Below are 24,918 nucleotides of genomic sequence, written 5' to 3'. Positions count from 1 at the left end.
TATTATACTTGAATTTCTCCTAAATGCAATGCCTTCGCGTACAAACCGCCCCGGGCAGCCAATTCCGAATGCGTACCAAACTCTACAATTTCACCGTGGCTTAGATAAATCACGTAGTCTGTTGTTGCAAGAGTAGAAAGTCGATGCGTAATTATAAAAGTTGTACGACCACCACTGACCTTACGAACAGCTTCCATAACCTGTTTCTCTGCTTGCGTATCCAGAGCCGCTGTCGGTTCATCAAGTAATAAAATTTTCGGATCCATCACAGCTGCTCGAGCAATAGCAATGCGTTGCCGTTGCCCGCCTGACAAATTCCCACCTAATTCACCCACAACGCTATCATAGCCCAACGGAAGTTCCATAATAAACTCATGGGCATTTGCAAGCGTTGCAGCGGCAACGACTTGCGCGTAAGTTGCTGCTGGACGACCATAACGAATATTATCATAAATTGTCGCATTAAATAAAATCGGGTCTTGTTGGATAAAACCGATATGACTACGAAGTGACTGAATAGTTATATTCCTAATATTTTTACCATCTATATAAATTTTTCCTGCTGTTGGATCATAAAAACGAAGCAATAAATTAGCGAAAGAAGATTTTCCTGCACCACTTGGCCCGACAACAGCAATGACATCACCAGGATTAGCTATAAAAGAAATATTTTTTAAAATGCCTGCGTTAGGCTGATATTGAAAAGAAACTTGATCAAAATGGACTTCACCACGAACAGCTGCTAGCACTTCTGTTCCGTCTAGCATGGGCTGCTGGTCATGATTCAACTCATCAATACGCTGCCAGGCTACCATCCCCATTTTCATTTTGCTAATGGCTTCACTGATTTTTCTCACTGGCGTAGGAACATTGATAATATATACCAAAAAGGCAAACATCCCGCCAATAGTGAGTTGACCATAAATTACTTCACGTCCGCCATACCAAATAATAATTGTCAAACCAATAGCCGCTAAAAATTCTACAAAAGGAATGAAAATGGCATTCATACGCTGGACATTCAGTAAATTATCTGCCACTTCGTGAATTTGTTGACTGAATTTTTTATACTCATAATCTTCCCTGACATAACTCTGAACAACCATAACAGATAAGAGTGATTGATGAACAATGGTAGTCATTTTAGCAAGTGTCTGCTCAACGAGCATCCCTAGACAAGCAATTTTGCGATTAAAAAAACTAATGACAATAATAATAAACGGCAACGTTGCAAAAGTAACGGCGGCTAATTTCCAGTCAAAATAAACCATAATAATCATAATAGCCATAACATTAATGGACTCCACAACAATATCAGGAATACCTACAGTCACAGCTTGTTGGATAAGCATTAGATCATTCGTAAAAAGGGACATAATATCACCTGTTGATTTATTAAGAAAATAGGCATAATCATGGGTTTGCAAAACAGCAAACATGTCTTGTCGCATTCTGGCAATCATTTTATTACCAGCTCTAGCCATGAGATAGTTATAGAAATAGAAAAAAACGCCTCGAAAAAAATACAGGACCACAATGGATGCCGTAATAATATGCAAGTAAGTAAAATCATTGCTCGATAAAGCCCCATCAATTAAAAATTTAATAATAATAGGCGCAGCAAGATTAGCCGCACTTGAAAGAATAAAACAAAGTACAGCTGTAAACACGACAGGCCCATAAGGCCTGATAAACTGAGACCAATATTGTTTAAACATCTATTAAGATCCTCCAAATAGGAAACGATGATCATTAGTATTTCCCTTAAGCGATAAATAAAATCGGGAAGGCTTACGCCTTCCCTATCGATTACAATACACGCCGAGCACCAATATACCGTGAGCCCCAGTAACTGCTTTCAAGATGATCCACAGCTACACCGCGACTAGTTGTTGCACTAATGAATTGTCCATTGCCAAGATAGATACCGACATGAGAAGCACCTTCGGCATAAGTCGAAAAGAAAACAAGATCCCCAGGCTGTAGCCTGCTATAAGATACGCTTCTTCCGACATCGAACTGTTCATCAGCTGCACGAGGTAAATATACACCATAGGAACTATAAACATAACGAGTAAAGCCAGAGCAGTCAAAAGCATCCGGTGTTGTTCCACCAAAACTATAAGGAACACCCCGGAAATTTAAGGCTGTTTGTATGATTCCTCGCGCAGATGAAACACTCGAAGAATCACGACTTACTGGAATGTCACGCCCCATAAGTGCACGATATGTAGCATAACCGACAACCCCGTCTGAATCAAGGCCACGGTCGCGTTGAAAAGCTTTTACTGCAGCAGTGGTTTGTGAACCGAAATCACCATCGACAGAACCTGCATTGTAACCGAGCGCATCAAGCTGTTTTTGTATTGCGGCAACCTCTTGACCCTGGTCACCTTCTTGATAAGAACCTGATGCAGAAGCTAGGGAAACGAAACTGATAAACACTAACAAACAAAAAAAGATTCGGAAAAAATGTTTCACAGAAAAACTCCTTCCTCTACGTTAGCCTCCGAGGTTAGCTGACGGGTTCGGGAAGAAGAACAGACCCGGCTCACATCCTGTGAGCTTCACCCCTAAATAAACGGTTTCCCCGTACCTGAGTTGGATTCGGCTTCTCTGCACTCATTTATAAATATACGCCATAAAAGTCTAAAGTCCTGCAAAAAATTCAAGATGTGTGACTTTTGTCTGTTTTTTTGTCTTTTTTTAATTCAGCACGAACTAAATAAAGCGGACGTTGTTTTACTTCTTCAAAAATTCGCCCCACATATTCACCAATGATGCCCATGCCGATCAGTTGAACGCCGCCTAATAAAAGAATGCTCACAACCGTAGTCGCCCAACCAGGTACAGCTTCTTCAGTAAATATTTTAATATAAACGACCTGCAACATAACTAATAAGCTAAACACACCAAACAGCACACCTAAATACAAGGCAAACCGCAAAGGCATTTTTGAATAAGCCGTAATACCGTCTAAAGCAAAATTCAACATTTTACGAATAGAAAATTTAGATGTACCCGCAAAACGCGGCGGTGCAACAAATTCAATTTGAACCTGTTTATAACCAATATCACTGATCATCCCCCGAATAAACCGCGCGCGTTCCTTAAATTGTCGAAAACTCTGAACCACTTTCTGATCAAGCAAACGAAAATCTGAGCCACCAGCAATAATTTGCACATTCGACATGGCATTAATCAATTTATAAAACAAATTTGATGTAACTGTCTTAAACCATGAAACACCTTCGGTACTTTTCCGAACAGTTTGTACAACTTCAAAGCCTTCTTCCCATTTTTGAAGTAACAAGGGAATCATTTCCGGTGGATGCTGCAAGTCACCGTCCATCGTAATAACAGCATCACCGAAAGCATGATCAAGACCGCAGCTTAATGCAACTTGATGACCAAAATTCCGAGCCAAAATAAACGCCTTAACACGTGAATCAGCCTGTGAAATGCGGTCTAAAATAAGCGGTGTAGCATCACTTGATCCGTCATCAACAAAGAGGATTTCAAAATCATAGTCACTGGACTGCATGCTTTTGATCACTTCAGCAGTAAAAATATCCACATTATCCTGCTCATTAAAAACAGGGACAACAATCGAAATAAGCATTGTTATAACCTCCATTCATCCAATATTACATGATTCAGCGGATGAGGTCAAGAAAGACCGAAGCTTATAAAAAAGCTTCGGTCTTAAAAATAGAATGATCAGACCTTCATAAACTACGCAATATCCGGCCTAAGCGCAGTCGCTCGCCGCAAATAAACATGCCGAATTTCCTGTTGACTTTTCGTTGTATTATATAAGATTAGCACTCGAATACAACGTATAATGCCGTTAGGGTTGTCAATTTCCACTGTACCAAATAATGGCACATCAGACCATCCCAGTGCCCTTGCCCCAGCAGCAGGAAAAGCACTATTTAAATCAGGTGTTGAACTGAAAATAACCGCTCCAATATCTGACGTATCCAATTGATTCGCCTCGATGAGTGCAGTCAACATTTCTTGTACAGCTTCTGCAACGTTAATACTATCATCCTTTTCTACTGTTGTCGCTCCACGAATTCCCCGTAGCAAAACAATCATCCTTTCTCTCCTGCAATAACTATTTTTTCTTATATTAAGGTTTATTACAACCACAAGATCCGCAGTGAGGGCATTTCCACCACAAACAGATCGGACAGACTTCACAGGTATGATTCAGTTCAATATAACGATTTTCTTCAGAATCTTTCCAACAAAAAGCAGTGCCTGCAGTCTTACAAAGTTTTACCTGACTGGCATTCACCCATACTTTTTGTTTAAAAAAGGTAATAAGCAGCTCATTTTCTCCTTCAGCATTCACACGACAATCTTCCACATTAAAAGACTCGGGTTCTGTTTTTAACGTCATAATAATTTGTAAATTTTTACTATACACACCTATCACCTCACTAACAATATGAGGTAATAGAACAAACTATGTCAAATCAAATTCCACCCTTCAACAGCCAGATGTCGAAAACAAAAAAAGCGGCTCACAACAATGGTCAGTGGAAAAGGAGAACCAGTTAGTTCTTTTCGTGCTAAAAAAAACAATTCCTGCTTTTAACGCCCATATTCACACCAAGGCTCTTCGGCGAGATAGTCGCCCTGCGAGTAATAATAGGCCCGAGCCCGGCACCCACCACAAATCTTATCATATCCACAATGACCGCAGCCACCTTTCAACGGCTTAAATCGCAAGTCATCAAGGAGCGGACTGTTTTGCCAAATTTCATCAAAAGGCGTGTCCTTCACATTGCCTACTTTAATCGGCAAATAAGGACAAGGCTGCACAAACCCACTTGGAATAACGACACAATAGGCAATACCCGCCAGACAACCTCTTGTAAAACGCGTGGGAATATTTTTTTGCTTAGCAATACGCATAAACTGCGGCGCACAAGTCGGTTTTAATTCAATAGGCACTTCAGACTGCTTTGTAAGAATACGCGTCAACAACGCTTCATACTGCTGAGCTTTCAGTGTCATATTTTCAATTTCCTTTCCGCGTCCCGTGGGTACTAAAAAAAACACATGGTGAGCAATAGCACCTTGCTTAACGGCAAAATCGGTAATATCCGTCACTTCAGAAGCATTCCAGTCCATCACTGTCGTATGAACCTGAAATTTAAGACCCACTTCCCTGCAGGCTTTCATTCCAGCAACTGTACTGTCCCAGGCCATCGCTGACTGACGAAAATGATTATGTTGATCACGATCACAGCTGTCCAAGCTAATTCCCGCCACAGCAAGGCCCGCTTTTTTAAGACGTTTAGCCACATCAGGCGTAATAAGCACCCCATTCGTGCCAAGAACAGGCCGAGTACCAATCGATCGTGCATGGGAAATAAGCTCATATATATCCGGGCGCATAAGAGGCTCGCCGCCACTTAAAATAATAATTTTAAAACCAGCTCGTGCCATCTCACTTAGTAGTTTTTTTCCTTCGGCTGTTGTTAATTCATCAGCATATTTCGACCCTGCGTCACGATAGCAATGACGACAATGAAGGTTACAGGCTTGCGTTGTATTCCAAGAAATAATCATAAATTCCCCTCCCTTCGTTGTCCATATGATTCAGATCCTTTTAATGAATACTTTCTGATATTGTCGAAAAAGCCTCTGCTTCAGCAGAGGCTTTTTCGCATGACCCTTACAGTGCAGCATCGAGTGCAGCTGCAAGTTCTGATCCCGGCTTAAAACCAACAAGGCGATTAATTTCTTGCCCACCTTTAAAAACGAGCAAAGTGGGGATACTCATGACATTATATTTTCCCGACAGATCAGCAACTTCGTCTACATTGACCTTTGCGACAACAGCCTTTCCTTCATAAGATGTTGCAATGGACTCAACTTCCGGCGCAATCATTTTACAAGGACCACACCAAGATGCCCAAAAGTCAACAAGAACAGGTTTATCAGACTTTAATACTGATGCAGTAAACTCGTCAAAATTATGTACAGTAACAACAGCCATCTGTTTTACCTCCTCTATTCATTTCAGCTTACAAGTAAGCTGATAAAACAAGTCTATGCAGTTATTGTAAAAAATATCATTGAATTTGTCAACAAAAAGTCATTATTAATTGCCCAGCATATCAATCATATACAAATTGCCCCGACGATTTTTCTATCATATTAATGGATGCATTCTTATTGATGTATTAAAAAAGCCGCTGACAAGCAGCGGTTTCTTTATTGGAACACGTACACGAGTAATCACTAAGCCGAGTTCTGTTCCGCTTACGCGGCAATGATCATCTATCTACGCCAACAGTTACCTGTTGACTCTAGCGACACAACCCGGAAGGTTCTGCGGGCAACTTCATCCCTTCCCTATTCGGTCTTGCTCCAGGTGGGGTTTACCAAGCCAATTAGTCACCTAATTGCTGGTGCGCTCTTACCGCACCGTTCCATCCTTACCGACGAAAGTCGGCGGTTTACATTTCTATGGCACTTTCCCTAAGGTCACCCTCGCTGGACGTTATCCAGCACCCTGCCCTACGGAGCTCGGACTTTCCTCGAATGCCGTCAGACACTCGCGATCACTTTTCATACTCATGACGCAGAATCTTATTATATCTTAACATGGAGCAATCGTCAACACAATTGAAAAATATTTTTCTGGGAAATATTTGATTTTACTTCGAGAAGCGGAAATTTCTCACTCAAATATTGAGACAACCGAGCCACAACAGGCTGCTCCGTTGGATAATGGCCCGCATCAATAATCGCCAAATCAAGGGCCGCTGCATCTAAAGCATCATGATATTTCACATCGCCTGTAACAAAAACATCTGCGCCGTTTTTCTTAGCCTGTTTAATTAAATCAGCACCACTGCCGCCACACACAGCCACAGTATGAATCATTTGGTCCGACCGCCCTACCATGCTCACTACATCGGTGTGTAGCAGTTGCTTTACTTGTTGAGAAAAATTCCGCAAAGAAACAGGTTGAATTGTCCCTATCCGGCCTAAACCGGTAGTCTGAAGCTGATTATAAAGCGGGTAAAGATCATAAGCCACTTCTTCATAAGGATGAACTGCATGCATGGCTTCAAGAACAGGGATTATAAGTCTTTCAGGCAAAATCGTCTCCATACGCATTTCATCGACTCTAGCAAGTGATCCCTGCCGACCAATAAAAGGATGGGTATCCTCCAGAGGAAGAAAAGTGCCTGTACCAGATGATGCAAATGTACAATGACTATAACGTCCAATATGGCCAGCACCTGCTTTTGTAATAGCTGCAAAAACAACCTGTTCATAATCTTTCGGAACAAAAACAACAAATTTTACCAATTTTTCCGAACGATTCACTGTTAACAGCTGAATATCTTGTAAATGAAGCATTTGTGCGAGTATATCATTCACACCACCTACGGCACAATCGAGATTTGTATGAGCAGAAAAAACAGCAATATTCCCTTGCATTAGTTTTTCCATTATTTTTCCTGAAACCGTACTTGTATCAAGCCGCTTGATGGCCTTAAAGATCAAAGGATGGTGTGAAACAATCATATCAACCTTGGCTTCCACTGCCGCTTCAACAAGTTCCAGCGTAACATCCAGTGTTGTCCATACATTTCTTACTTGCCTATCAGGATTTCCCACCATGAGTCCTACCGAATCCCACTCTTCTGCTAAATTTTGTGGTGCCAAGCATTCCATGGCCTGCATAATGTGCTTACATGTTACAGACATGCCATCATCTCCCTTAATTCATCCAGTTTCCCACGATAAAACTTAGATTTCTGAGCGGCTGCAAGCGAAGTAGATCGTTTCAGTTGCTCAAGAACTCCCTCTAATGAGTGGATCTTAAGCAATAAATGACGGCTAAGCAGCGGAGGCTTGTTATGCCATAGCAGTGGACCCACTTCATACAAAATTGGCTTTAACGGCTGAACTGCCCGCTCCATTTGTTCTGATTGTTTCATAACACGAATGATTTCATACAAATGGCCCTCTTCTTCAACCAATGTTTCCTCAACAAACAGCCATTTCTGCTTATGAAGCCATTCACGGAGCAAAGCAGCCCCATTCATGGGCTGCAGAATTATTTGCTTCAGGCTGGCTGTAACATTCCCTTGAGCAGCTAAAATTTGAATCATAGTACTGCCGCCCATCCCGGCAAGAATCACTGTGTCAACCTCGCCCGGCTCCAATACGGCAAGACCATCTCCCAGGCGAACAGAAATCTGCTTGGAAAGTCCTGCCTCCTTCACAGTCACCGTTGCTGCCTGATAAGGCCCCTCATGGATATCACCAGCAATAGCCCTGCTTACCTTGCCTCGACGAATCAGTTCAACAGGTAAATAGGCATGATCTGTTCCAATATCAGCAATAGTTGCACCTGGTAGTACCATCTGGGCAATAGCCGCCAGCCTTTCCCCTAATTTCATCTCATCACCTTGCTTACAATTTTTTTTCATATGAAAAAGCGGAATTTCTCGTTTTACACAAGAAACCCCGCTGTTTATACGGATTTGGTGGGCCCACCTGGGATCGAACCAGGGACCAGCCGGTTATGAGCCGGCGGCTCTACCGCTGAGCTATAGGCCCAAAGATATGAAAACAGGTTTTCCGTAGAAAGCCTGTTAAAAACATTGGCTCCTCGAGTAGGACTCGAACCTACGACCGATCGGTTAACAGCCGATTGCTCTACCAACTGAGCTATCGAGGAATATTCATCAACGGGATTTATTATAATACAGTCTCCATGTTACGTCAAGTAGTTCTTACAAAAAACTGTATTTTTTATTCCAAAAAGTCTTTTAATTTCTTACTGCGACTCGGATGGCGAAGCTTTCTGAGTGCTTTGGCTTCAATTTGACGAATACGCTCACGTGTTACGCCAAAATGCTGACCTACTTCTTCTAATGTACGTGCCCGACCATCATCTAAGCCAAACCGAAGGCGAAGCACTTTTTTCTCCCTATCAGTCAGCGTCTCAAGAACGTCTTCCAGTTGCTCTTTTAAGAGCATAAAGGATGCTGCCTCAGCCGGAGCCGGAGCATCTTGGTCCTCAATAAAATCACCCAAATGAGAATCTTCTTCTTCGCCAATCGGTGTTTCAAGTGAAACAGGTTCTTGAGCAATTTTCATGATTTCGCGAACACGTTCTACTGTAATATCCATTTCTTTAGCGATTTCTTCCGGTGCTGGTTCACGCCCCAATTCCTGCAAGAGTTGCCGGGAAACGCGAATTAATTTATTAATCGTTTCGACCATATGCACAGGAATACGAATGGTCCTAGCCTGATCGGCAATAGCCCTTGTTATCGCTTGACGAATCCACCAAGTGGCATAAGTAGAAAACTTATATCCCTTATTGTAATCAAACTTTTCTACCGCCTTAATCAGACCTAAGTTACCTTCTTGAATTAAATCCAAAAAAAGCATGCCGCGCCCAACATAACGTTTGGCAATACTGACAACAAGGCGCAAATTTGCTTCAGCTAAACGACGCTTCGCTTCTTCGTCGCCTTCTTCCATCCTTTTCGCCAGAACAATTTCCTCATCTGCCGTCAAAAGTGGCACTCGCCCAATTTCTTTCAGATACATACGGACAGGGTCATCAATATTAATTCCTTCAGGAATTGACAGGTCTATATCCACTTCTTCATGTGTATCTGCATGTTCCGTGTGCTCTACCTCAGGGATCTCATCGAGAATTTCAATACCCTTATTGGTAAAAATTTCATAAAGTTCTTCAATTTCATCCGGTGTTAAATCATCGTTTTGAAAAGCATCCATGATTTCGGCATAAGTTAATACACCACCACGTTTTTTACCACGATGCAACAATTCATTTACATGATCTGTCGTCTGATTTTTTTTATCTGTCACTTTATTCCCCCCTCCCCTGCCCAAAAATGGTCAATGGGACCCATAAAATACATCGTAATCGTTTATTCCAAAGAATGTAGTTTGCTAATTTCATGTTTAATTCGCTGACTTTCTGCTAATTCCTGCAAAAAGCGACTATCCCCCATGCGTTCTAATTCATCGGCTTTTAGGCGATGTTCTTCATACTGATTTCGTAAATAGGCTAATTGAATGGTCCGAATATAATCATCAACCATTTTAACTTTATCTTCGCAAGGATTGTCAAGTAGCATAATATGAGACAATTCAGTTGCTGCCTCTGTACTGACTGACAATGAACACTGTGCGGGTTCAATGACTTTTCCCATATTATACGCAATAAGTAGCTGATTCATTATTTCCTGACGAAAAGAATTTTGAAAATGTTCCACACGTAACAGAGACTGGACGTAAGGAATAATCGAGTTGTCCTGAAATAAGAAGTAAATCAACTGTCTTTCTGCTTGTTCTGCTGCTACTATCGGTTTTTTAGCAAGAGAAAAGGCAGAAGTAGTGTACCCAAGTTTTACATTTTTATCCTTTTTAGCAACAAACCGATATTTTTTTAGTTCTTCCCGAATGGAACCCTCATCAATCGTAAGTACGGCTGACAAATGAGCAATATAGGCATTCTCCTCTACAACATTCTCAGACAATGCTAAAGAAGGAATGACCTGATTAATAACAGCAACTTTTCCCTCCAGATGAGAATAGTCTCCTTCCGTCAAAGCCCGTTCAATTTGATATTCAATAAAAGATAAAGCATTGTCCACGAGCAACTGAAACGCACTAGCACCGTGCTTACGAATAAATTCATCAGGATCTTTGCCATCTGGAATCTGAATAATTTTTACCTTGGCTCCTAGTTCACTCACTGTTGCTAAGGCCCGTAAAGTAGCTTTTTGCCCGGCAGCGTCGCTATCATAAGCGAATAATATCTCCGGGGCCAGCTTTAATAACATTTTGGCCTGCTCCACAGTAAAAGCGGTTCCTAGCGATGCCACGACATTTGTAATTCCAGCACCATAGACACTGATTTGATCAAGATAACCTTCCACAACAATGGTTCGTTCCTGCTCGCGAATCGACTTGAAAGCTTTATGAAGTCCATATAATTCACGCCGTTTATTATAAAGCAGCGTTTCTGGCGAATTTAAATATTTTGGTTGACTATCATCAAGTACGCGTCCACCGAATCCCACCACTTGCCCCCGCAAATTTGCAATGGGAAAAATAATACGATTACGAAAACGGTCATATACACCGCCTGACGTACGAGCAGCGCTGAGACCACTATCAATTAGCGTTTCCGTTGCAATACCCCGACTTGTAAAAGACTGAGATAATTTATCCCATAATGGAGGAGCAAATCCCAACTGAAATTCGTCAATAACTGCTGACGTAATTCCCCGCTGAACAAGATACGCTAAAGCATCTTTTCCATAGGTCGTTTTTGTAAGACAAGAATGGAAAAAATCAGCTGCTAGTTGATTTACGTGACACAAACGCTCATATTTTCTGTCGTGATTCTTTTCCTCAGTAGTTTTCTCTTTTTCTGGTAACGAGATATTTAGTTTCTTTGCTAGCAGTTTCACGGCACTAAAAAAATCAATGTTTTCAATTTTCATAAGAAAGTTAAAAACATTGCCACCAGCACCGCAACCGAAACAATAAAAAAAACCCTTGTCAGGTGCAACGGAAAAAGAAGGCGTTTTTTCATGATGAAAGGGACAACAACCCCAATAATTTTTTCCCTTTTTCTTTAGTGGCACATAATCTGACACGACACTAACAATGTCACTTTCGCTCCTTAGCCTGTCAACGAAATCATCATTCGTATTTTTCATGTTGATCCCCTATCTTATAAGCAGCTCTGACTGACCACATTAACTATTGCCTGTTTAAGAGTTGATTATATTCTACAATGAATATATTTTTCCTGCTTGGAGCTAAGTTGGGATCAGTTATTGTTTCTTTATGGATATATTAATATTCCATACGCGTGTCATAAATCCTCCTTTTTTCCCCTTGACAAAAAAGAAATCATTTGCTAAGAAAAAAAACGGCCCAAGGCCGTTTAATATTTGTATCCTCCTACAGGCGGTATAAAAAAATTTTCAAACAAGTGAATGGCATAGTAATCAGTCAGACCTGCCACGTAATCAACAACTGTTGTTGTTAAGCCCCAGCGCGCTTCCTGATCACGGAATTCAATTGGCAAAGCTACGGGATTTTCCATGAAATATTCTAGCAACTTAATAATAATATAACGAGCTTTATCCCGTTCTGTTTTTAATAAATCGCTCCAATAAAGCTTATTGAACATAAATACGCGAAAATCATCCATGCCTCGTTGCACAACATCAGACAGCTTAATATCATTTTTCCCTGCTGAACATTTAATCATATCAGACACCATGACAGTAATCATCTGAGAAGGCGTCGTGCCAAAAACCTGCGCTACACCACAAGGTAAATCGCTAGCCTTTAACATCCCCGCCCGAATACCATCGTCATAATCATGACATAAATAAGCCATGCGATCGCCAATCCTGACGATATTTCCTTCTAGTGTCAAAGGCTTAGTATTTCCTGTATGATTTAAAATACCATCTTTAACTTCTAACGTCAGATTTAAACCCAGCCCATCTTTTTCAAGATGCTTTACGACTCTCAGACTCTGTTCATTATGATTAAAATGACCTAGCCAGTCTCGAATAGCAAATTCTCCTGCATGCCCAAAAGGCGTATGCCCGACATCGTGACCTAAGGCAATGGCTTCTGTCAAATCCTCATTTAAAGAGAGCCCCCGAGCAATGGTGCGTGAAATCTGTGCCACTTCCAAACTATGAGTCATGCGCGTACGATAATGGTCACTTGGTGAAATATAAACTTGTGTCTTATGTTTAAGACGGCGGAAGGCCTTGGAATGAAGCACTCTGTCGCGATCCCGCTGAAAGGCCGTTCGAAATTTACACGGCTCTTCCTCCCGTTCACGCCGTGCCTCACTACTTTTAGCAGCAAAAACCGACAAAAATTGCATTTCTTGTTTTTCCAATCTTTCGCGTACAATCACACTGATTCACCCTTTCGCTTGGCAACAAATCCCTTATAATTATTATAACATTTTTCACCTGTATTATAGATAACTTACGTCACCTTTGTCTGAAGTTATACAATCTCCAAGAACGCCCAAAAAGAGGAAGAAACCTTGAATAGAATTTTAACATTCATTCTGCTATACTAAAATGAAGGATGGTGAACATAAATGATAAAAAAAATAACATTACTAATGTTACTGCTCTGTGTACTCCTAACGAGCACTGCATTAGCCAAACCTATTATTACTGCCGATAAAACCTACTTTGATGTTGCCACAGGCCTCTACAACCTCGTTGGCAATGTTTATATTGAAGTAGGCAACCGTATCATCACTGCTGGACAGGCCAAGGTAAATATGGCAAGCATGGAAGTCTCCGGTTCAGGAGGCATTACTGTCACTCAAGATGACATCAAATTCAGCGGTGACAATGTATTTGTATACGGAACAGCCAGCAAAGCCGAAGTTAACGGCAATATTATTTTCGTGCGTTCTGGCTTGAGTATTACATCCGACCAAGCTACATTTAACTGGAAAACAAAACAGGCCGTTTTCACTGGCAATGTTCAAGTCATTCAAGGTAACGACAGTAAAACTTACAATTCCGTTACATATGACATCGTAGCAAATATCGTTACACCTGACAGCGATTCTTCCCAAAAATAATTCCCTATCGTATGAAAATAATCCCCGGCAAATGCCGGGGATTATTTTATATAATATCATTCTTTTGGGCAATCTCTAAAATTCGATTAGCCGTTTCTTCAATAGCCCGATTAGAAACATCAATAACAATACAATGAGATTTCCGCATAATGGCCTTCGCATACTCAAGTTCTTCCATGATACGATCTAAATTAGCATAACTGGCATTTGATGCCAATCCCATTACTTTGAGTCGTTCCGCTCGAATTTCATTCAATTTAAATGGATCGATAACAAGACCAATAATCCGGTGTGGTTCAACTTGGAACAATTCCGGTGGCGGGGGAACCTCAGGAACAAGGGGCACATTGGCTACTTTAAGTTTCTTATGAGCCAAATACATACTCAAGGGAGTTTTTGATGTTCTAGATACACCCACAATCACCATATCCGCTTTAAGCAATCCCCAAGAATTTTTACCATCATCATATTTTACAGCAAATTCAACAGCCTCTACCCGCTTATAGTAATCTTGATCCAAACGATGAACAAGTCCAGGTTTCAATTTCGGTTGGAAACCAGACATTTCTTGGATAGAATCAATCACAGGTCCCATAATATCCACTGTTTTAATATGATTTTTTTCAGCAAGTTCAAGTAATGCTTGACGCAAATGAGGGGAAACGAGGGTATGACAAATAATGCATTTTTCCCGTTCCACTGCCTCTCGGACTGTTTCTTCAACTTGTTTTACCGAAGTAATATAGGGAATACGAATAATATCGAAAGACCCTGCATCAAACTGACTGGCTGTTGCCCGCGCCACCATTTCAGCTGTCTCCCCAATGGAATCGGATAACGCATAAATAACAGGCAAAGTAGCTATAACAATTACCTCCTCTTCTCTTCCCCGATTTCAACAAATAAACGGGCAATATTCGTTTTTGTCAAGCGTCCCACAATTTCGTAGCACCCAAGGCTACCTGCGGCAGCCTGTACTACAGGCAAACTGTCTACAGCATTGTCAATTAATTTTTTAGCTGCAACAATAACAGGTTCATCTTTTGTCGTCATCACAATTTTCGGCATGGCTGTCATGAGCACCTTAATAGGAAGCTTTGCCAAATTACTTCCTCCCATAGCCGTTTTAAGCAAATCCTTCCGTGAAACTACACCAGATAAAATACCACCTTTTTCCACCACATAAAGTGACCCCACGTCTTCTAAAAAGAGCGTGACCATAGCATCATAAGCGGAGCATTCCACAGGAACAACAACAGGAACAGACTGAATATCACCTACAACAATCCGATCAAGTTCTTCCGCAATAACATGGAGTGTATTTTTTCCAATATAAAAATAACCTACTTTGGGACGGGCGTCAATCAGTCCAGACATAATCAATATAGCGAGATCAGAACGAAGCGCTGCTCTCGTCACACTGAGCTGTGCTGCAATATGTTCACCAGCAATAGGGCCGCTTGTACGAACAATTTCTACTATTTTTTCCTGTCTTGCTGTAAGCGAGATGCCCATCTCCTTTCTTTATTCGAGAATGGCTCTCCTTTTCTTACCAGGCGTCATCCTCTTTATTCATCACACCACGCCCTGTTAATTTATCAAGCACAAGTCGCTGTTCCACTTGAGCTACAAGTTTCTTCGTCATCTTCACTGCATCAGGATTTACAGAAATGGAATCAATTCCACTCTTTATTAAAAACTCCGCAAAATCGGGATACACACTTGGAGCCTGCCCACAAATAGACACAGTCTTGCCAGCTTGATGAGCCACGTCAATTAAGTGGCGAATAGCCCGCCGAACAGCCAAATCCCGTTCATTAAAGAGATGAGACACAGTCTCATTGTCACGATCACAACCAAGAACAAGCATAGTCAAGTCATTTGAACCTATAGAATAACCATCAACAAACTGATTAAACTTGTCAGCGAGAATAATATTCGCAGGAATTTCTGCCATGAGCCATACCTTAAAATCAGCACCGCGCCTTAAACCCTGCTCTGCCATGAGTGATGTAACTTTTTCCGCTTCTTCTACAGTCCGGCAAAAAGGAATCATCACATGAAGATTCTTGAAACCAAATTCTTCACGAACTTTTTTGACAGCCTGTAGCTCCAATTTAAATGCTTCAGTATAGATTGGATCATAATAACGGGACGCACCACGCCAGCCGAGTAAAGAACTCGGTTCGAATGGCTCATATTTTTCACCGCCTCTTAAATCGCGATATTCACTTGATTTAAAATCGCTAAATCTAAGAGTAACAGGACGAGGTGCTAGTGCCTGGCAAACTTTACGAATGCCCTCAGCCAATGAGTCAATGACATAATCAGCACGGCCTGTCTCTATCAAATAAAGGGGATGTTCATGAATGGTCGTTGTCCAGATAAATTCCTCGCGCATCAAGCCAATTCCATCACAAGGAAGCGCTGCATAGCGATCAGCCAAATCGGGGTCACCCAGATTCATGTAAATCTTTGTTCCTGTAACAGGAAAGGTTTCCATAATTTGTACACTGGCTGCCGACTGTTCGTCTTTTTTAACCAAATCTTGAATAAGACCATCATATATAATACCATTCGTTGCATCAATCGTAATTTCCTGTCCGTTATTAATACTCACTGTTCCTTGTACGCCACGACTTTTTGTACCCACAATACAGGGAATCCCCAACTCACGGCTTACAATCGAAGCATGACACGTCATGCCGCCTGCATCTGTTACAATAGCCTTAGCCTTTTTCATAGCCGGAACCCAATCAGGTGCCGTCATTTCCGTAACTAAAATTTCACCCTCTTTAAAACTATCAATCATGCTTGGATTTAAAATAACATGGGCCTTGCCACTTACTCGCCCCGGACTAGCAGGCAAACCCTTCGTAATGACTTTACGTCCCGTCAGTTCGGTAGATTTAACAGCAGTACCTTGTTTTCCTCCCTGTTCTTTATTACGTCGTGACCAAACTGTTTCAGGCCGTGCTTGCAAAATCCAAAGCTTGCCGTCCCGTTCATCAATCCCCCATTCAATATCCATATAACAGCCATAATGCTTCTCAATCGCCAGCGAATACTCAGCAAGCTGATGAATTTGATCATTTGTTAAAACAGGTGACTTACTAAGTTCAACAGCAACTTTCTGCTCTTCACAGCCGCCGCCTGGCTTACGTACCAACATAATTGGTTTTTCGTGAACACTTTGATTGAGAACAGTGAGCCCTTTCTTCTCAACCAAGAAACTATCAGGCGTTACAGTGCCTTGCACAATATATTCACCAAGTCCCCACGAACCTTCTATTAGAATATTTTCATCATTTCCTGTGGCCACATCGACAGTAAACATAACCCCGGCGGCTTTAGAAAACACCATCATCTGAACAACAGCACTTAAAGCAACACTTAAATGATCAAAATTTTTCTTTACACGATAATAAACAGCACGATCGGTAAACATGGAAGAATAGCATTCCTTCACCCGTTCAATTACTTCTTCAGCTCCGCGCACATTCAAATAACTTTCCTGCTGCCCCGCAAAACTAGCATCAGGCAAATCCTCCGCTGTCGCACTAGAACGCACAGCAACAAATGGGGCTTCTTCTCCGACTTTTTTTGCGAGCTCATCATAGGCAACTCGAATATCCGCTGCAATATGTTCTGGCATAACCGTATCCATAATGGCTTGGCGAATATCAGCACTAACCGTGCGCAACTGGTAACTATCTTCCACATCAGGTAAACCTAATAAAAGTTCGGCAATCTTATTATCAAGACCTGTTTCTTTCACAAATAATCGATAAGCATGAGCAGTTGTAGCAAATCCATAAGGAACAGGCACCTTTGTACGTGAAGTAAGTTCTCCAAGTGATGCTGATTTTCCCCCTACAAGATCAACCTCTGTTTTATTAATTTCATTAAACCACAGCACTACTTTTTCCGCTTTATTCATATTAAATTCCTCCTCAGATGATTATAATTCGCCAATCAGTATATATTATTAAATAAAATAACCTTATTAGTATATACTATATAAGTTTGTTTTCTCCTCTTTTTAGTCTGAAAAAATATCTATTTTTTATCTGACTAAAAGGTAACTGTAAGTCCTATTAAGAAAAACTGCACATACAGTCTTTAATCTAACAAACAGATACAGAAATCTTTTACTATAAGCAGAAGTTAAGTAGAACGGTGGAACGCCTGTAATACGATTCCTGTACCGTTTCCACTGTTACTTTCCATGCATAAAAAAACAGGAGAGTCATATTGAAACTTACGTTCAGCATGACTCTCCTGTACTTTTTCGCTCGCCCGATAAACGATTAGACCATAATTTTATTAAAATCAGCTACCAATCCTGACAAGGCACTAATCGCTTTGAGTAAAGCCAAACGATTATTTCGCACAGCTTCATCTTCTACCATCACCATAACACCTGTAAAAAATTCATCAATCGGCTGTCGGAGAGCCTCAAGCGCCGCAAGAAGTCCTTCAAAATTGTACTGGCCTTTCGAGGATTCAACTTGTTGCCTAACCTGTAAAAAGGCTTGGTATAACGTCTTTTCTGCCTGCTCAACAAACAAGATTGAATCAATCGCTTGCTCCTGATCCTTCTTCGCCAAGTTGTTGACACGTACTAGCGCTTGAATAAGAGCTGTAGACGATTCTTGTGCAGCGAACTTTGATAGAGCCCCAGCCTTCAAATAGCTAGCATAGCAATCATCAACACCTTCAGCGAGTACAGCGTCAATCAGATCGTAACGCACCTGATTTTCAGCAAGGACATTTTTTAGTCTAAGTGCAAAAAAGTCCAATACATTCTGGCGTAGTTCCGTACGATCCTGACTGCCTGGCAAATTCAACAAATCCATGCTTTGATCAATAAGAGTACGAAGTGACATGTGCAGTTTGCCATTGAGTAAAATATTTACAATGCCGAGGGCCTGACGACGCAAGGCATAGGGATCTTGCGAACCCGTTGGAATAAGACCACGACTAAATGTCGCCACAATATTATCAAGTTTGTCAGCAATACCAATGGCCCTACCAGCAGCTGTCTTTGGCAAAATATCACCCGCAAAGCGTGGCAGATAATGTTCAAAAATTGCCTCCGCAACAGCCTCTTTTTCGCCTTGCAACAGTGCATAAGATCTTCCCATAACACCTTGCAATTCTGTAAACTCACAAACCATCCCCGTAACTAAATCGGCTTTTGCTAATTTAGCTGAACGGCTAAGAATCGTTTGATCCACTGCAATCTGCGCCTCACGTGCTACCAAAAGTGCCAATTTTTCCATTCGCTGCGTCTTGTCAAATAATGTTCCAAGTCCTTCTTGATATACAATCGTTTTAAGTTTATTCACTTGATCGTCTAAGGGAATTTTTTTATCCTCTTCAAAGAAAAATTCCGCATCAGCCAAACGTGCTCTGAGCACTCGCTCATTACCATGTTGAACAATTTCGAGATGTTCGCGGCCTCCGTTACGAACAGTAATAAATACAGGAATCAGCTTGCCATCCGCTGCAAAAACCGGAAAATACCGTTGATGCTCACGCATGGGTGTAATTAATGCCTCAGGTGGCAAAGTTAAATATTTTTCTTCAAACCGACCACAAAGAGCTGTAGGATATTCTACTAAATAAACAACTTCTTCAAGTAAATCTTGATCAATTGTCGCTGTCCCGCCCTGGGCAACAGCAAGCTCTTTAATTTGCTTAGTAATAACGGTGCGACGTTCACTTGGATCAACCATAACGAAATTTTCCTTGAGTTTTACAAAATAATCCTGAGGATTATCCACCGTGATGGATGTGGCACCTAAGAAACGATGCCCTCTTGTTATACGTCCACTATTAACTTCCGCAATAGTAAAGGGAATAATCTCTGTGCCATGAAGGGCAACAATCCAGCGAATGGGACGCACAAACCGAACATCTAAATCAGCCCAGCGCATATTTTTAGGAAAAGATAGATGCCCAATGATCTCTATCAGTATGTCAGGCAGCAATCCAGCCACATCCTGCCCCGCTTCAAATACCTGAGCATAAACATATCCCTCACGCACAACAAGCTGGCTTACATCCACTTTTTGGCCCCGCGCAAATCCCTGAGCCGCTTTTGTTGGCTTCCCGTCCTGATCAAAAGCCACTTTCAAAGAAGGCCCCTTGGTTTCAGCCGACTTATCACCCTGCTTATCAGCGAGTTGCGCAATGAATAAGGAAAATCGTCGTGGTGTTCCAAATGTTTTAACATCACCATAATCTATTCTAAGTTCACTTAACTTTTGCCTTGCCAAATTTTCTAACTGAGATAAAATATCCGGCATAAATTTGGCGGGTATTTCTTCTGTACCCATTTCAAGCAATACATCATTTGCCATTACGCTTGCCCCCCTTTGAGCAATGGAAATCCGAGTTTTTCACGTTGTGCAAGATAATTTTGCGCACAAAGACGTGCCATATTCCTTACGCGACCAATAAAAGCCGTCCTTTCACTAACACTAATAGCACCGCGGGCATCAAGCAAGTTAAATGTATGAGAACATTTCAGCACATAATCATAGGCAGGCAATACAAGCCCTTCGCCAATCACCCGGATTGCTTCTTGCTCATACTGATCAAATAACGTAAATAAAAGATCTGTATTAGCTACTTCAAAGTTATATTTTGATTGTTCTACTTCATTTTGATGAAACACATCACCATAAGTAATGTTCTTTACCCATTCTAGATCATAAACATTTTCCTTCCCCTGAATATACATGGCTAAACGCTCTAATCCATAGGTAATCTCGACTGCCACAGGTTTCACATCAATACTGCCTACCTGTTGAAAATAGGTAAACTGCGTAATCTCCATGCCGTCAAGCCAAACTTCCCAGCCAAGACCCCAAGCCCCCAGCGTCGGTGATTCCCAATTGTCTTCAACAAAGCGAATATCATGTTCCTCAGGATGAATACCTAATCGTTCTAAGCTGCTAAGATAAAGTTCCTGAATATTTGCTGGCGATGGTTTCATAATGATCTGAAACTGGTGATGCTGAAACAAACGGTTAGGATTGTCACCATAGCGCCCGTCTGCCGGACGGCGTGATGGCTCCACATAAGCCACATGCCATGGCTCAGGTCCAAGGGCACGTAAAAAAGTTGCTGGATTCATCGTTCCCGCTCCTTTTTCTACATCATAAGGCTGCTGAATAATACAATGCTGCCCAGCCCAATAGGTCTGTAATGAAAGAATGATTTCTTGAAATGTCATACTATCCCTCCTAATTTTACACAAAAAAAGTCCCGTCCCTGTAACAGTAACGTTACAGGGACGGGACGCTATCCCGCGGTTCCACCCTGATTGACCTTTCACGAGGTCCAACTTTATTGATTGCGAGCTTTACTTTCTTACGATTTCCTCTCGCAGCTCTAGAAGGCCTTTCATCTAATGGTGCTGAGCTTTCACTATCCTCAGTTCGCTTTTTTTTCACTAGACTACTCTTTCTATCATCGCTTAGCATATATCAATCTATTGATAGTGTACCCAATTTTCACGTAAAATGCAAGCCACGTCTTATAATTTCGGCTCTTCTTCGCCGTCTCTGGTCTCCTCCGTCGGCTCTACATCAACAATATCCTCTTTCCTGATCACTTCAATGGTGCATTTTTTAAATAATGCCGCCATAAAGCCTAACGATGCCATTTGCGGAACAAGTAACGCCCCAATAGCACCCACATACACAGGAATTTCAGCAATCACTTTATCATCACTTTTTATACGTATGCGATGAACATTGCCTTGTTTGATGAGTTCCTTCACCTTATCAATAGCTTCACTAGACTTGACCGTAAACTCTTCTGTCCAATGCGATTGGCTCTCGCCCTGATTTTTCTCAAGATCAATGAGCGCCTCAATAACATTGCCATGATGAAGTTCTAACGCTTCCTTGGCCTCTTTGTAACTCACATTTGTCCGCGAACGAAGTATGTCAATCTTTTCCAATGTTACTTCTTCCATGATCATGCCTCCTATATTTTCTTATTGAGCTAGCTAAGCAATACTATGAATAAAAGCTAAAGATTTCAATGGTTGATCCGAATGACACAACAGATAATCAAGAAATATTTTCTCCACCTGCATCAAATCACTCCCTGTAACAGAAAAAGAATCAGGGTGCTTCCAATCAAGCGTTATGAGTTTTTTTAGTAAGATAAAGGTAGATGAGGGAAGCTCTGCGGCCTCTGCTGTCGCACACTTTGTACAGCATACCCCCCCTGCAGATGGCGAAAACAAGTAAGTGTCATGCATAGCCACCTGATTGCCACAATGAACACAGACAGTGAGTTCAGGCGCAAACCCAGCCATCACTAACAATTGCCAACTGGCTGCTAAAGCAACAAGACGGGGATTTTTTTCGCCAATTACATGAAATACCTGTGCAACAAATTCAACTAGGCCCCCATCGCCCTCACCTTCCGGCCAAAACTGAATAACCAGTTCCGCCACAACAGAAGCATAAGCCATAATGGTTAAATCTTCTCTTAGCAGGTAAAAAGGTTCAATCATCGTGCACTGCCGCAAGGAACAACTTTTTCCTTGCGTATAAAAAATTTCAACATGAACAAAGGGTTGCAACAAACCGCTTAAAGGACTCTTGGCGCGACGAACATTACGCGCAAATAACTTCATCATGCCCTGATCAATAGATAAAAACGTAATGAGTCTGTCTGCATCACCTACGTTTTTACAATTCAGGATAAACCCTTCCGTCTGTAATAAGGCCATTAGAGATTCACACTGGTTGGTGCATGAAAGTTCATGTCACTCATCCCTTTACATCTTATTCTTGTCTAAATTCTGCAGAATTATCAATTAAACTGGCCCTAACCCGTACAATGCGAAATCCAGCGACAGCCAAAATAGAAAACTCATAATTGCCAAATATAATTTTATCGTTCAGTTCTGGGCGTCGTCCAAGATGCCCAAACATATAGCCACCAATCGTATCTTCTTGATGTTCTTCTAATTCAATATGAAGTAGCTCTGCAACATCTTCCAACAAAACACGACCATCAAATTCATAACTATTGTCAGACAAACGCTGAATTTCCAGCCCTTCTTCCTCATCATGTTCATCTTGAATGTTTCCCACAATCTCTTCCAACACGTCTTCCATCGCTACAAGACCGGCTGTTCCACCAAATTCATCAATAACCACACCCAAATGGGTACGCTTTTTCTTCATAATTTGCAGCACACTTGCCACAGATAATCCTTCAGGAACAACAAGAATTTCCCTCATAAGAGAATGCAAATCCCTCGAACCATTGTGCTCTACATCAAGCTCCATGATGTCACGCAAATGAACCATTCCAAGTACATGATCCTTATCTTCCGAACAAAGGGGGTAACGAGTATGACTTGTTTCTCTAACAACCTTCATATTCTCTTCTAAAGAATCTTCCATAAATAAACACACCATATCCTGGCGAGGAACCATGACTTCGCGGGCCGTGCGGTCTGCAAAATCAAAGACATTGTCAATTAACTCACTTTCCATCTTATCTAACACACCACCACGCGTGCTAGCACTGACAATAAGCCGGAGTTCTTCTTCAGACAAAGCCAAATTCGCTTCATGTGCTTTTGGAATACCAATGAGACTTAAAATCGCATTGGCAGCGCGTTCAAATAAAATGATGACTGGGAACCCGATTTTATGAAAAATATATAAAGGCCAAACAACAAACATGGCCATTTGTTCCGTCCGTTGAATTGCAATTGATTTGGGTACAAGTTCACCAATAACAATATGTAAAAAAGTAATTATAAGAAAACCTAAAGTAATACTAATGGTACTATGCAATAAGGTAGACCCAGAAAAATACTGGTTAATAATCGGTTCAAGGAGCGCCGATATAGTAGATTCTCCCAGCCACCCTAATGCTAGTGAAGCCAACGTAATTCCAAGCTGTGTTGCACCTAAATACGTATCCAAGGTGGATACAATATTCATAGCCAGTTCAGCTCGTTTATCTCCCTGATGAATCAGTTCTTGCAACCGTGTTTTACGAATTTTTACCAATGCAAACTCCGCTAACACAAAAAATCCATTGATTAAGACTAAACAAATCGCTGCAGCCAGTTTGATAAGACTAAATAATGGACCATCTATACCATCGATAGAGCATCTCTCCCAAATTTTTCATGACAATTCGCTCAAATATCATGACTTCTAATATGTATTCCCTCTTAACAAGATGATAGCATTTTGCACTGCTATGGTCAATAAAGAGAAGAAAAAAAGGCATGATTACTCATACCCTAAAGATCTTAGAATAGAATCACGATTGCGCCAATCCTTTTTCACCTTTACCCAAAGATCAAGATAGCACTTCGATCCGAGTAGATTTTCCACATCCAGGCGGGCTTGCTGACCAATCTGCTTTAAAAGTTTTCCGCCCGTACCAATAATAATCCCCTTTTGCGAATCGCGCTCCACATAAATAACAGCCCGTACATAAATTTGATCATTGGGTCGTGAGGCAATCTCTTCAATATCCACAGCAATCGCATGAGGAATTTCTTCTCTTGTCAAGTGCAAAGCTTTTTCACGAATCAGTTCCGCAATAATCAAGCGCTCCGGTTGGTCCGTGATCATGTCATCAGGAAAATATTTTGGCCCAACAGGCAGAAATTTTTGAATTTCCCCCAACAACTTGTCCAAATTAATTTTATCCTTCGCTGATACAGGGACAATGGCCTGAAAAGGATACTGCGTCTGATAGCTGCTTATGATAGGCAGTAATGCAGTCTTACTAATTAAATCAATTTTATTGACAACCAAAAATACGGGTGTCTTAATCTCCTTGAGATGTTCAATAATATAATGTTCCCCAGCACCGAGTTTTTCTGTTGCATCCACAACAAATAAGACGGCATCCACTTCTTTTAGCGTCGACTCCGCAGCCTTGACCATAAACTCACCCAGCTTATGTTTTGGCTTATGAATTCCAGGTGTATCAACAAAAAGCATCTGATAGTCCTCAGCTGTTAATACACACATGATTTTATTACGTGTCGTTTGCGGCTTATCACTCATAATGGCAATTTTTTGACCAATAATACTATTCACAAGGGTGGATTTTCCCACATTGGGGCGGCCAATAACGGCAACAAATCCCGAGCGAAAAGCTGACGATTCTTTCAATTTAGCAAAGCCTCCTAAAAGTTAGGCCATATTGGCCATAATAATTAATTTGTGACACAT

Annotated in this window: 22 protein-coding genes, 2 tRNA genes, 1 other RNA gene and 1 riboswitch; of the genes, 1 reads left to right on the top strand and 24 read right to left on the bottom strand. The window is 41.3% G+C overall.

Translation table 11 applies throughout. The features are described from left to right. Positions 1 to 2: 2 nt before the first annotated feature. The 15 genes from Ga0466249_RS12825 to Ga0466249_RS12755 all read right to left on the bottom strand — a co-directional run bounded on the left by Ga0466249_RS12825 (position 3) and on the right by Ga0466249_RS12755 (position 12,982). Positions 3 to 1,718 carry an ABC transporter ATP-binding protein gene (locus Ga0466249_RS12825; RefSeq protein WP_215829857.1) on the bottom strand — a complete coding sequence of 572 codons (1,716 nt, stop codon included), beginning with the start codon at positions 1,716 to 1,718 and terminating at the stop codon, positions 3 to 5. Between the two features lie 91 nt (positions 1,719 to 1,809). Beyond that, on the bottom strand, positions 1,810 to 2,481 hold the full coding sequence (locus Ga0466249_RS12820; protein ID WP_215829856.1) for a C40 family peptidase: 672 nt from the start codon (positions 2,479 to 2,481) through the stop codon (positions 1,810 to 1,812). Positions 2,482 to 2,490: 9 nt separating this feature from the next. Beyond that, positions 2,491 to 2,623, bottom strand: a riboswitch (cyclic di-AMP (ydaO/yuaA leader). 45 nt (positions 2,624 to 2,668) lie between these two features. Next, a complete protein-coding gene (locus Ga0466249_RS12815) occupies positions 2,669 to 3,622 on the bottom strand; it encodes a glycosyltransferase family 2 protein (protein WP_246588685.1) in 954 nt (317 codons plus the stop codon). 113 nt (positions 3,623 to 3,735) lie between these two features. Next, positions 3,736 to 4,101, bottom strand: a complete 366-nt coding sequence (gene aroH / locus Ga0466249_RS12810) for a chorismate mutase (RefSeq protein WP_215829854.1) — start codon at positions 4,099 to 4,101, stop codon at positions 3,736 to 3,738. A 34-nt stretch (positions 4,102 to 4,135) separates the two neighbouring features. Next, on the bottom strand, positions 4,136 to 4,435 hold the full coding sequence (locus tag Ga0466249_RS12805) for a hypothetical protein (RefSeq protein WP_312889767.1): 300 nt from the start codon (positions 4,433 to 4,435) through the stop codon (positions 4,136 to 4,138). Between the two features lie 167 nt (positions 4,436 to 4,602). Beyond that, a complete protein-coding gene (nirJ2, locus tag Ga0466249_RS12800; protein WP_215829853.1) occupies positions 4,603 to 5,586 on the bottom strand; it encodes a putative heme d1 biosynthesis radical SAM protein NirJ2 in 984 nt (327 codons plus the stop codon). Positions 5,587 to 5,692: 106 nt separating this feature from the next. Beyond that, complete coding sequence (trxA, locus tag Ga0466249_RS12795) at positions 5,693 to 6,016, bottom strand: thioredoxin (RefSeq protein ID WP_215829852.1); 324 nt, start codon at positions 6,014 to 6,016, stop codon at positions 5,693 to 5,695. A 231-nt stretch (positions 6,017 to 6,247) separates the two neighbouring features. Then, positions 6,248 to 6,600, bottom strand: an RNA gene (gene rnpB, locus Ga0466249_RS12790) — RNase P RNA component class A. Positions 6,601 to 6,639: 39 nt separating this feature from the next. Beyond that, complete coding sequence (locus tag Ga0466249_RS12785; RefSeq protein WP_215829851.1) at positions 6,640 to 7,743, bottom strand: Nif3-like dinuclear metal center hexameric protein; 1,104 nt, start codon at positions 7,741 to 7,743, stop codon at positions 6,640 to 6,642. Continuing rightward, positions 7,734 to 8,441, bottom strand: a complete 708-nt coding sequence (locus Ga0466249_RS12780) for a tRNA (adenine(22)-N(1))-methyltransferase (protein ID WP_215829850.1) — start codon at positions 8,439 to 8,441, stop codon at positions 7,734 to 7,736. The genes Ga0466249_RS12785 and Ga0466249_RS12780 overlap by 10 nt, the downstream gene beginning before the upstream one ends. Before the next feature lie 85 nt (positions 8,442 to 8,526). Next, positions 8,527 to 8,601, bottom strand: a tRNA-Ile gene (locus Ga0466249_RS12775). A gap of 45 nt (positions 8,602 to 8,646) precedes the next feature. Continuing rightward, positions 8,647 to 8,722, bottom strand: a tRNA-Asn gene (locus Ga0466249_RS12770). Between the two features lie 74 nt (positions 8,723 to 8,796). Further along, entirely contained in the window at positions 8,797 to 9,888 is a 1,092-nt protein-coding gene (gene rpoD, locus Ga0466249_RS12765; protein ID WP_215829849.1) for an RNA polymerase sigma factor RpoD, read from the bottom strand. 62 nt (positions 9,889 to 9,950) lie between these two features. Continuing rightward, positions 9,951 to 11,753: a DNA primase gene (gene dnaG, locus Ga0466249_RS12760; protein WP_215829848.1), complete on the bottom strand. Its 1,803-nt coding sequence runs from the start codon at positions 11,751 to 11,753 to the stop codon at positions 9,951 to 9,953. A 230-nt stretch (positions 11,754 to 11,983) separates the two neighbouring features. Then, entirely contained in the window at positions 11,984 to 12,982 is a 999-nt protein-coding gene (locus tag Ga0466249_RS12755; RefSeq protein WP_215829847.1) for a deoxyguanosinetriphosphate triphosphohydrolase, read from the bottom strand. Between the two features lie 192 nt (positions 12,983 to 13,174). On the opposite strand from Ga0466249_RS12755, the gene Ga0466249_RS12750 reads away from it, so the two are divergent. Continuing rightward, complete coding sequence (locus Ga0466249_RS12750) at positions 13,175 to 13,672, top strand: LptA/OstA family protein (protein WP_215829846.1); 498 nt, start codon at positions 13,175 to 13,177, stop codon at positions 13,670 to 13,672. A 46-nt stretch (positions 13,673 to 13,718) separates the two neighbouring features. Here the strand turns inward: Ga0466249_RS12750 and Ga0466249_RS12745 are convergent, their stop codons facing one another. The 9 genes from Ga0466249_RS12745 to era all read right to left on the bottom strand — a co-directional run bounded on the left by Ga0466249_RS12745 (position 13,719) and on the right by era (position 24,858). Further along, a complete protein-coding gene (locus Ga0466249_RS12745) occupies positions 13,719 to 14,528 on the bottom strand; it encodes a pyruvate, water dikinase regulatory protein (protein WP_281422638.1) in 810 nt (269 codons plus the stop codon). A gap of 14 nt (positions 14,529 to 14,542) precedes the next feature. After that, complete coding sequence (gene ccpN, locus Ga0466249_RS12740) at positions 14,543 to 15,187, bottom strand: transcriptional regulator CcpN (protein ID WP_215829845.1); 645 nt, start codon at positions 15,185 to 15,187, stop codon at positions 14,543 to 14,545. A 34-nt stretch (positions 15,188 to 15,221) separates the two neighbouring features. After that, positions 15,222 to 17,612, bottom strand: coding sequence for a phosphoenolpyruvate synthase (gene ppsA / locus Ga0466249_RS12735; protein ID WP_215829844.1), 2,391 nt, complete (start codon positions 17,610 to 17,612; stop codon positions 15,222 to 15,224). 370 nt (positions 17,613 to 17,982) lie between these two features. Continuing rightward, complete coding sequence (gene glyS, locus Ga0466249_RS12730; RefSeq protein WP_215829843.1) at positions 17,983 to 20,040, bottom strand: glycine--tRNA ligase subunit beta; 2,058 nt, start codon at positions 20,038 to 20,040, stop codon at positions 17,983 to 17,985. Beyond that, entirely contained in the window at positions 20,040 to 20,918 is an 879-nt protein-coding gene (glyQ, locus tag Ga0466249_RS12725) for a glycine--tRNA ligase subunit alpha (RefSeq protein WP_215829842.1), read from the bottom strand. Before glyQ ends, glyS begins: the two co-directional genes overlap by 1 nt. 303 nt (positions 20,919 to 21,221) lie before the next feature. After that, positions 21,222 to 21,665 carry a DUF4342 domain-containing protein gene (locus Ga0466249_RS12720; RefSeq protein WP_215829841.1) on the bottom strand — a complete coding sequence of 148 codons (444 nt, stop codon included), beginning with the start codon at positions 21,663 to 21,665 and terminating at the stop codon, positions 21,222 to 21,224. Positions 21,666 to 21,698: 33 nt separating this feature from the next. Further along, positions 21,699 to 22,433 (bottom strand): DNA repair protein RecO, encoded by a 735-nt coding sequence (gene recO / locus Ga0466249_RS12715; RefSeq protein ID WP_215829840.1) that lies wholly within the window; start codon positions 22,431 to 22,433, stop codon positions 21,699 to 21,701. Positions 22,434 to 22,488: 55 nt separating this feature from the next. Further along, positions 22,489 to 23,781 carry a hemolysin family protein gene (locus Ga0466249_RS12710; protein WP_215829900.1) on the bottom strand — a complete coding sequence of 431 codons (1,293 nt, stop codon included), beginning with the start codon at positions 23,779 to 23,781 and terminating at the stop codon, positions 22,489 to 22,491. Between the two features lie 180 nt (positions 23,782 to 23,961). Next, a complete protein-coding gene (gene era / locus Ga0466249_RS12705) occupies positions 23,962 to 24,858 on the bottom strand; it encodes a GTPase Era (protein ID WP_215829839.1) in 897 nt (298 codons plus the stop codon). Positions 24,859 to 24,918 lie beyond the last annotated feature (60 nt).

The organism is Pelorhabdus rhamnosifermentans, from assembly GCF_018835585.1.
Classification (GTDB): Bacteria; Bacillota; Negativicutes; order UMGS1260; family UMGS1260; genus Pelorhabdus; species Pelorhabdus rhamnosifermentans.
Note: the sequence above shows the minus strand (reverse complement) of the source record. Positions and strands in the feature narration are given on the sequence as shown.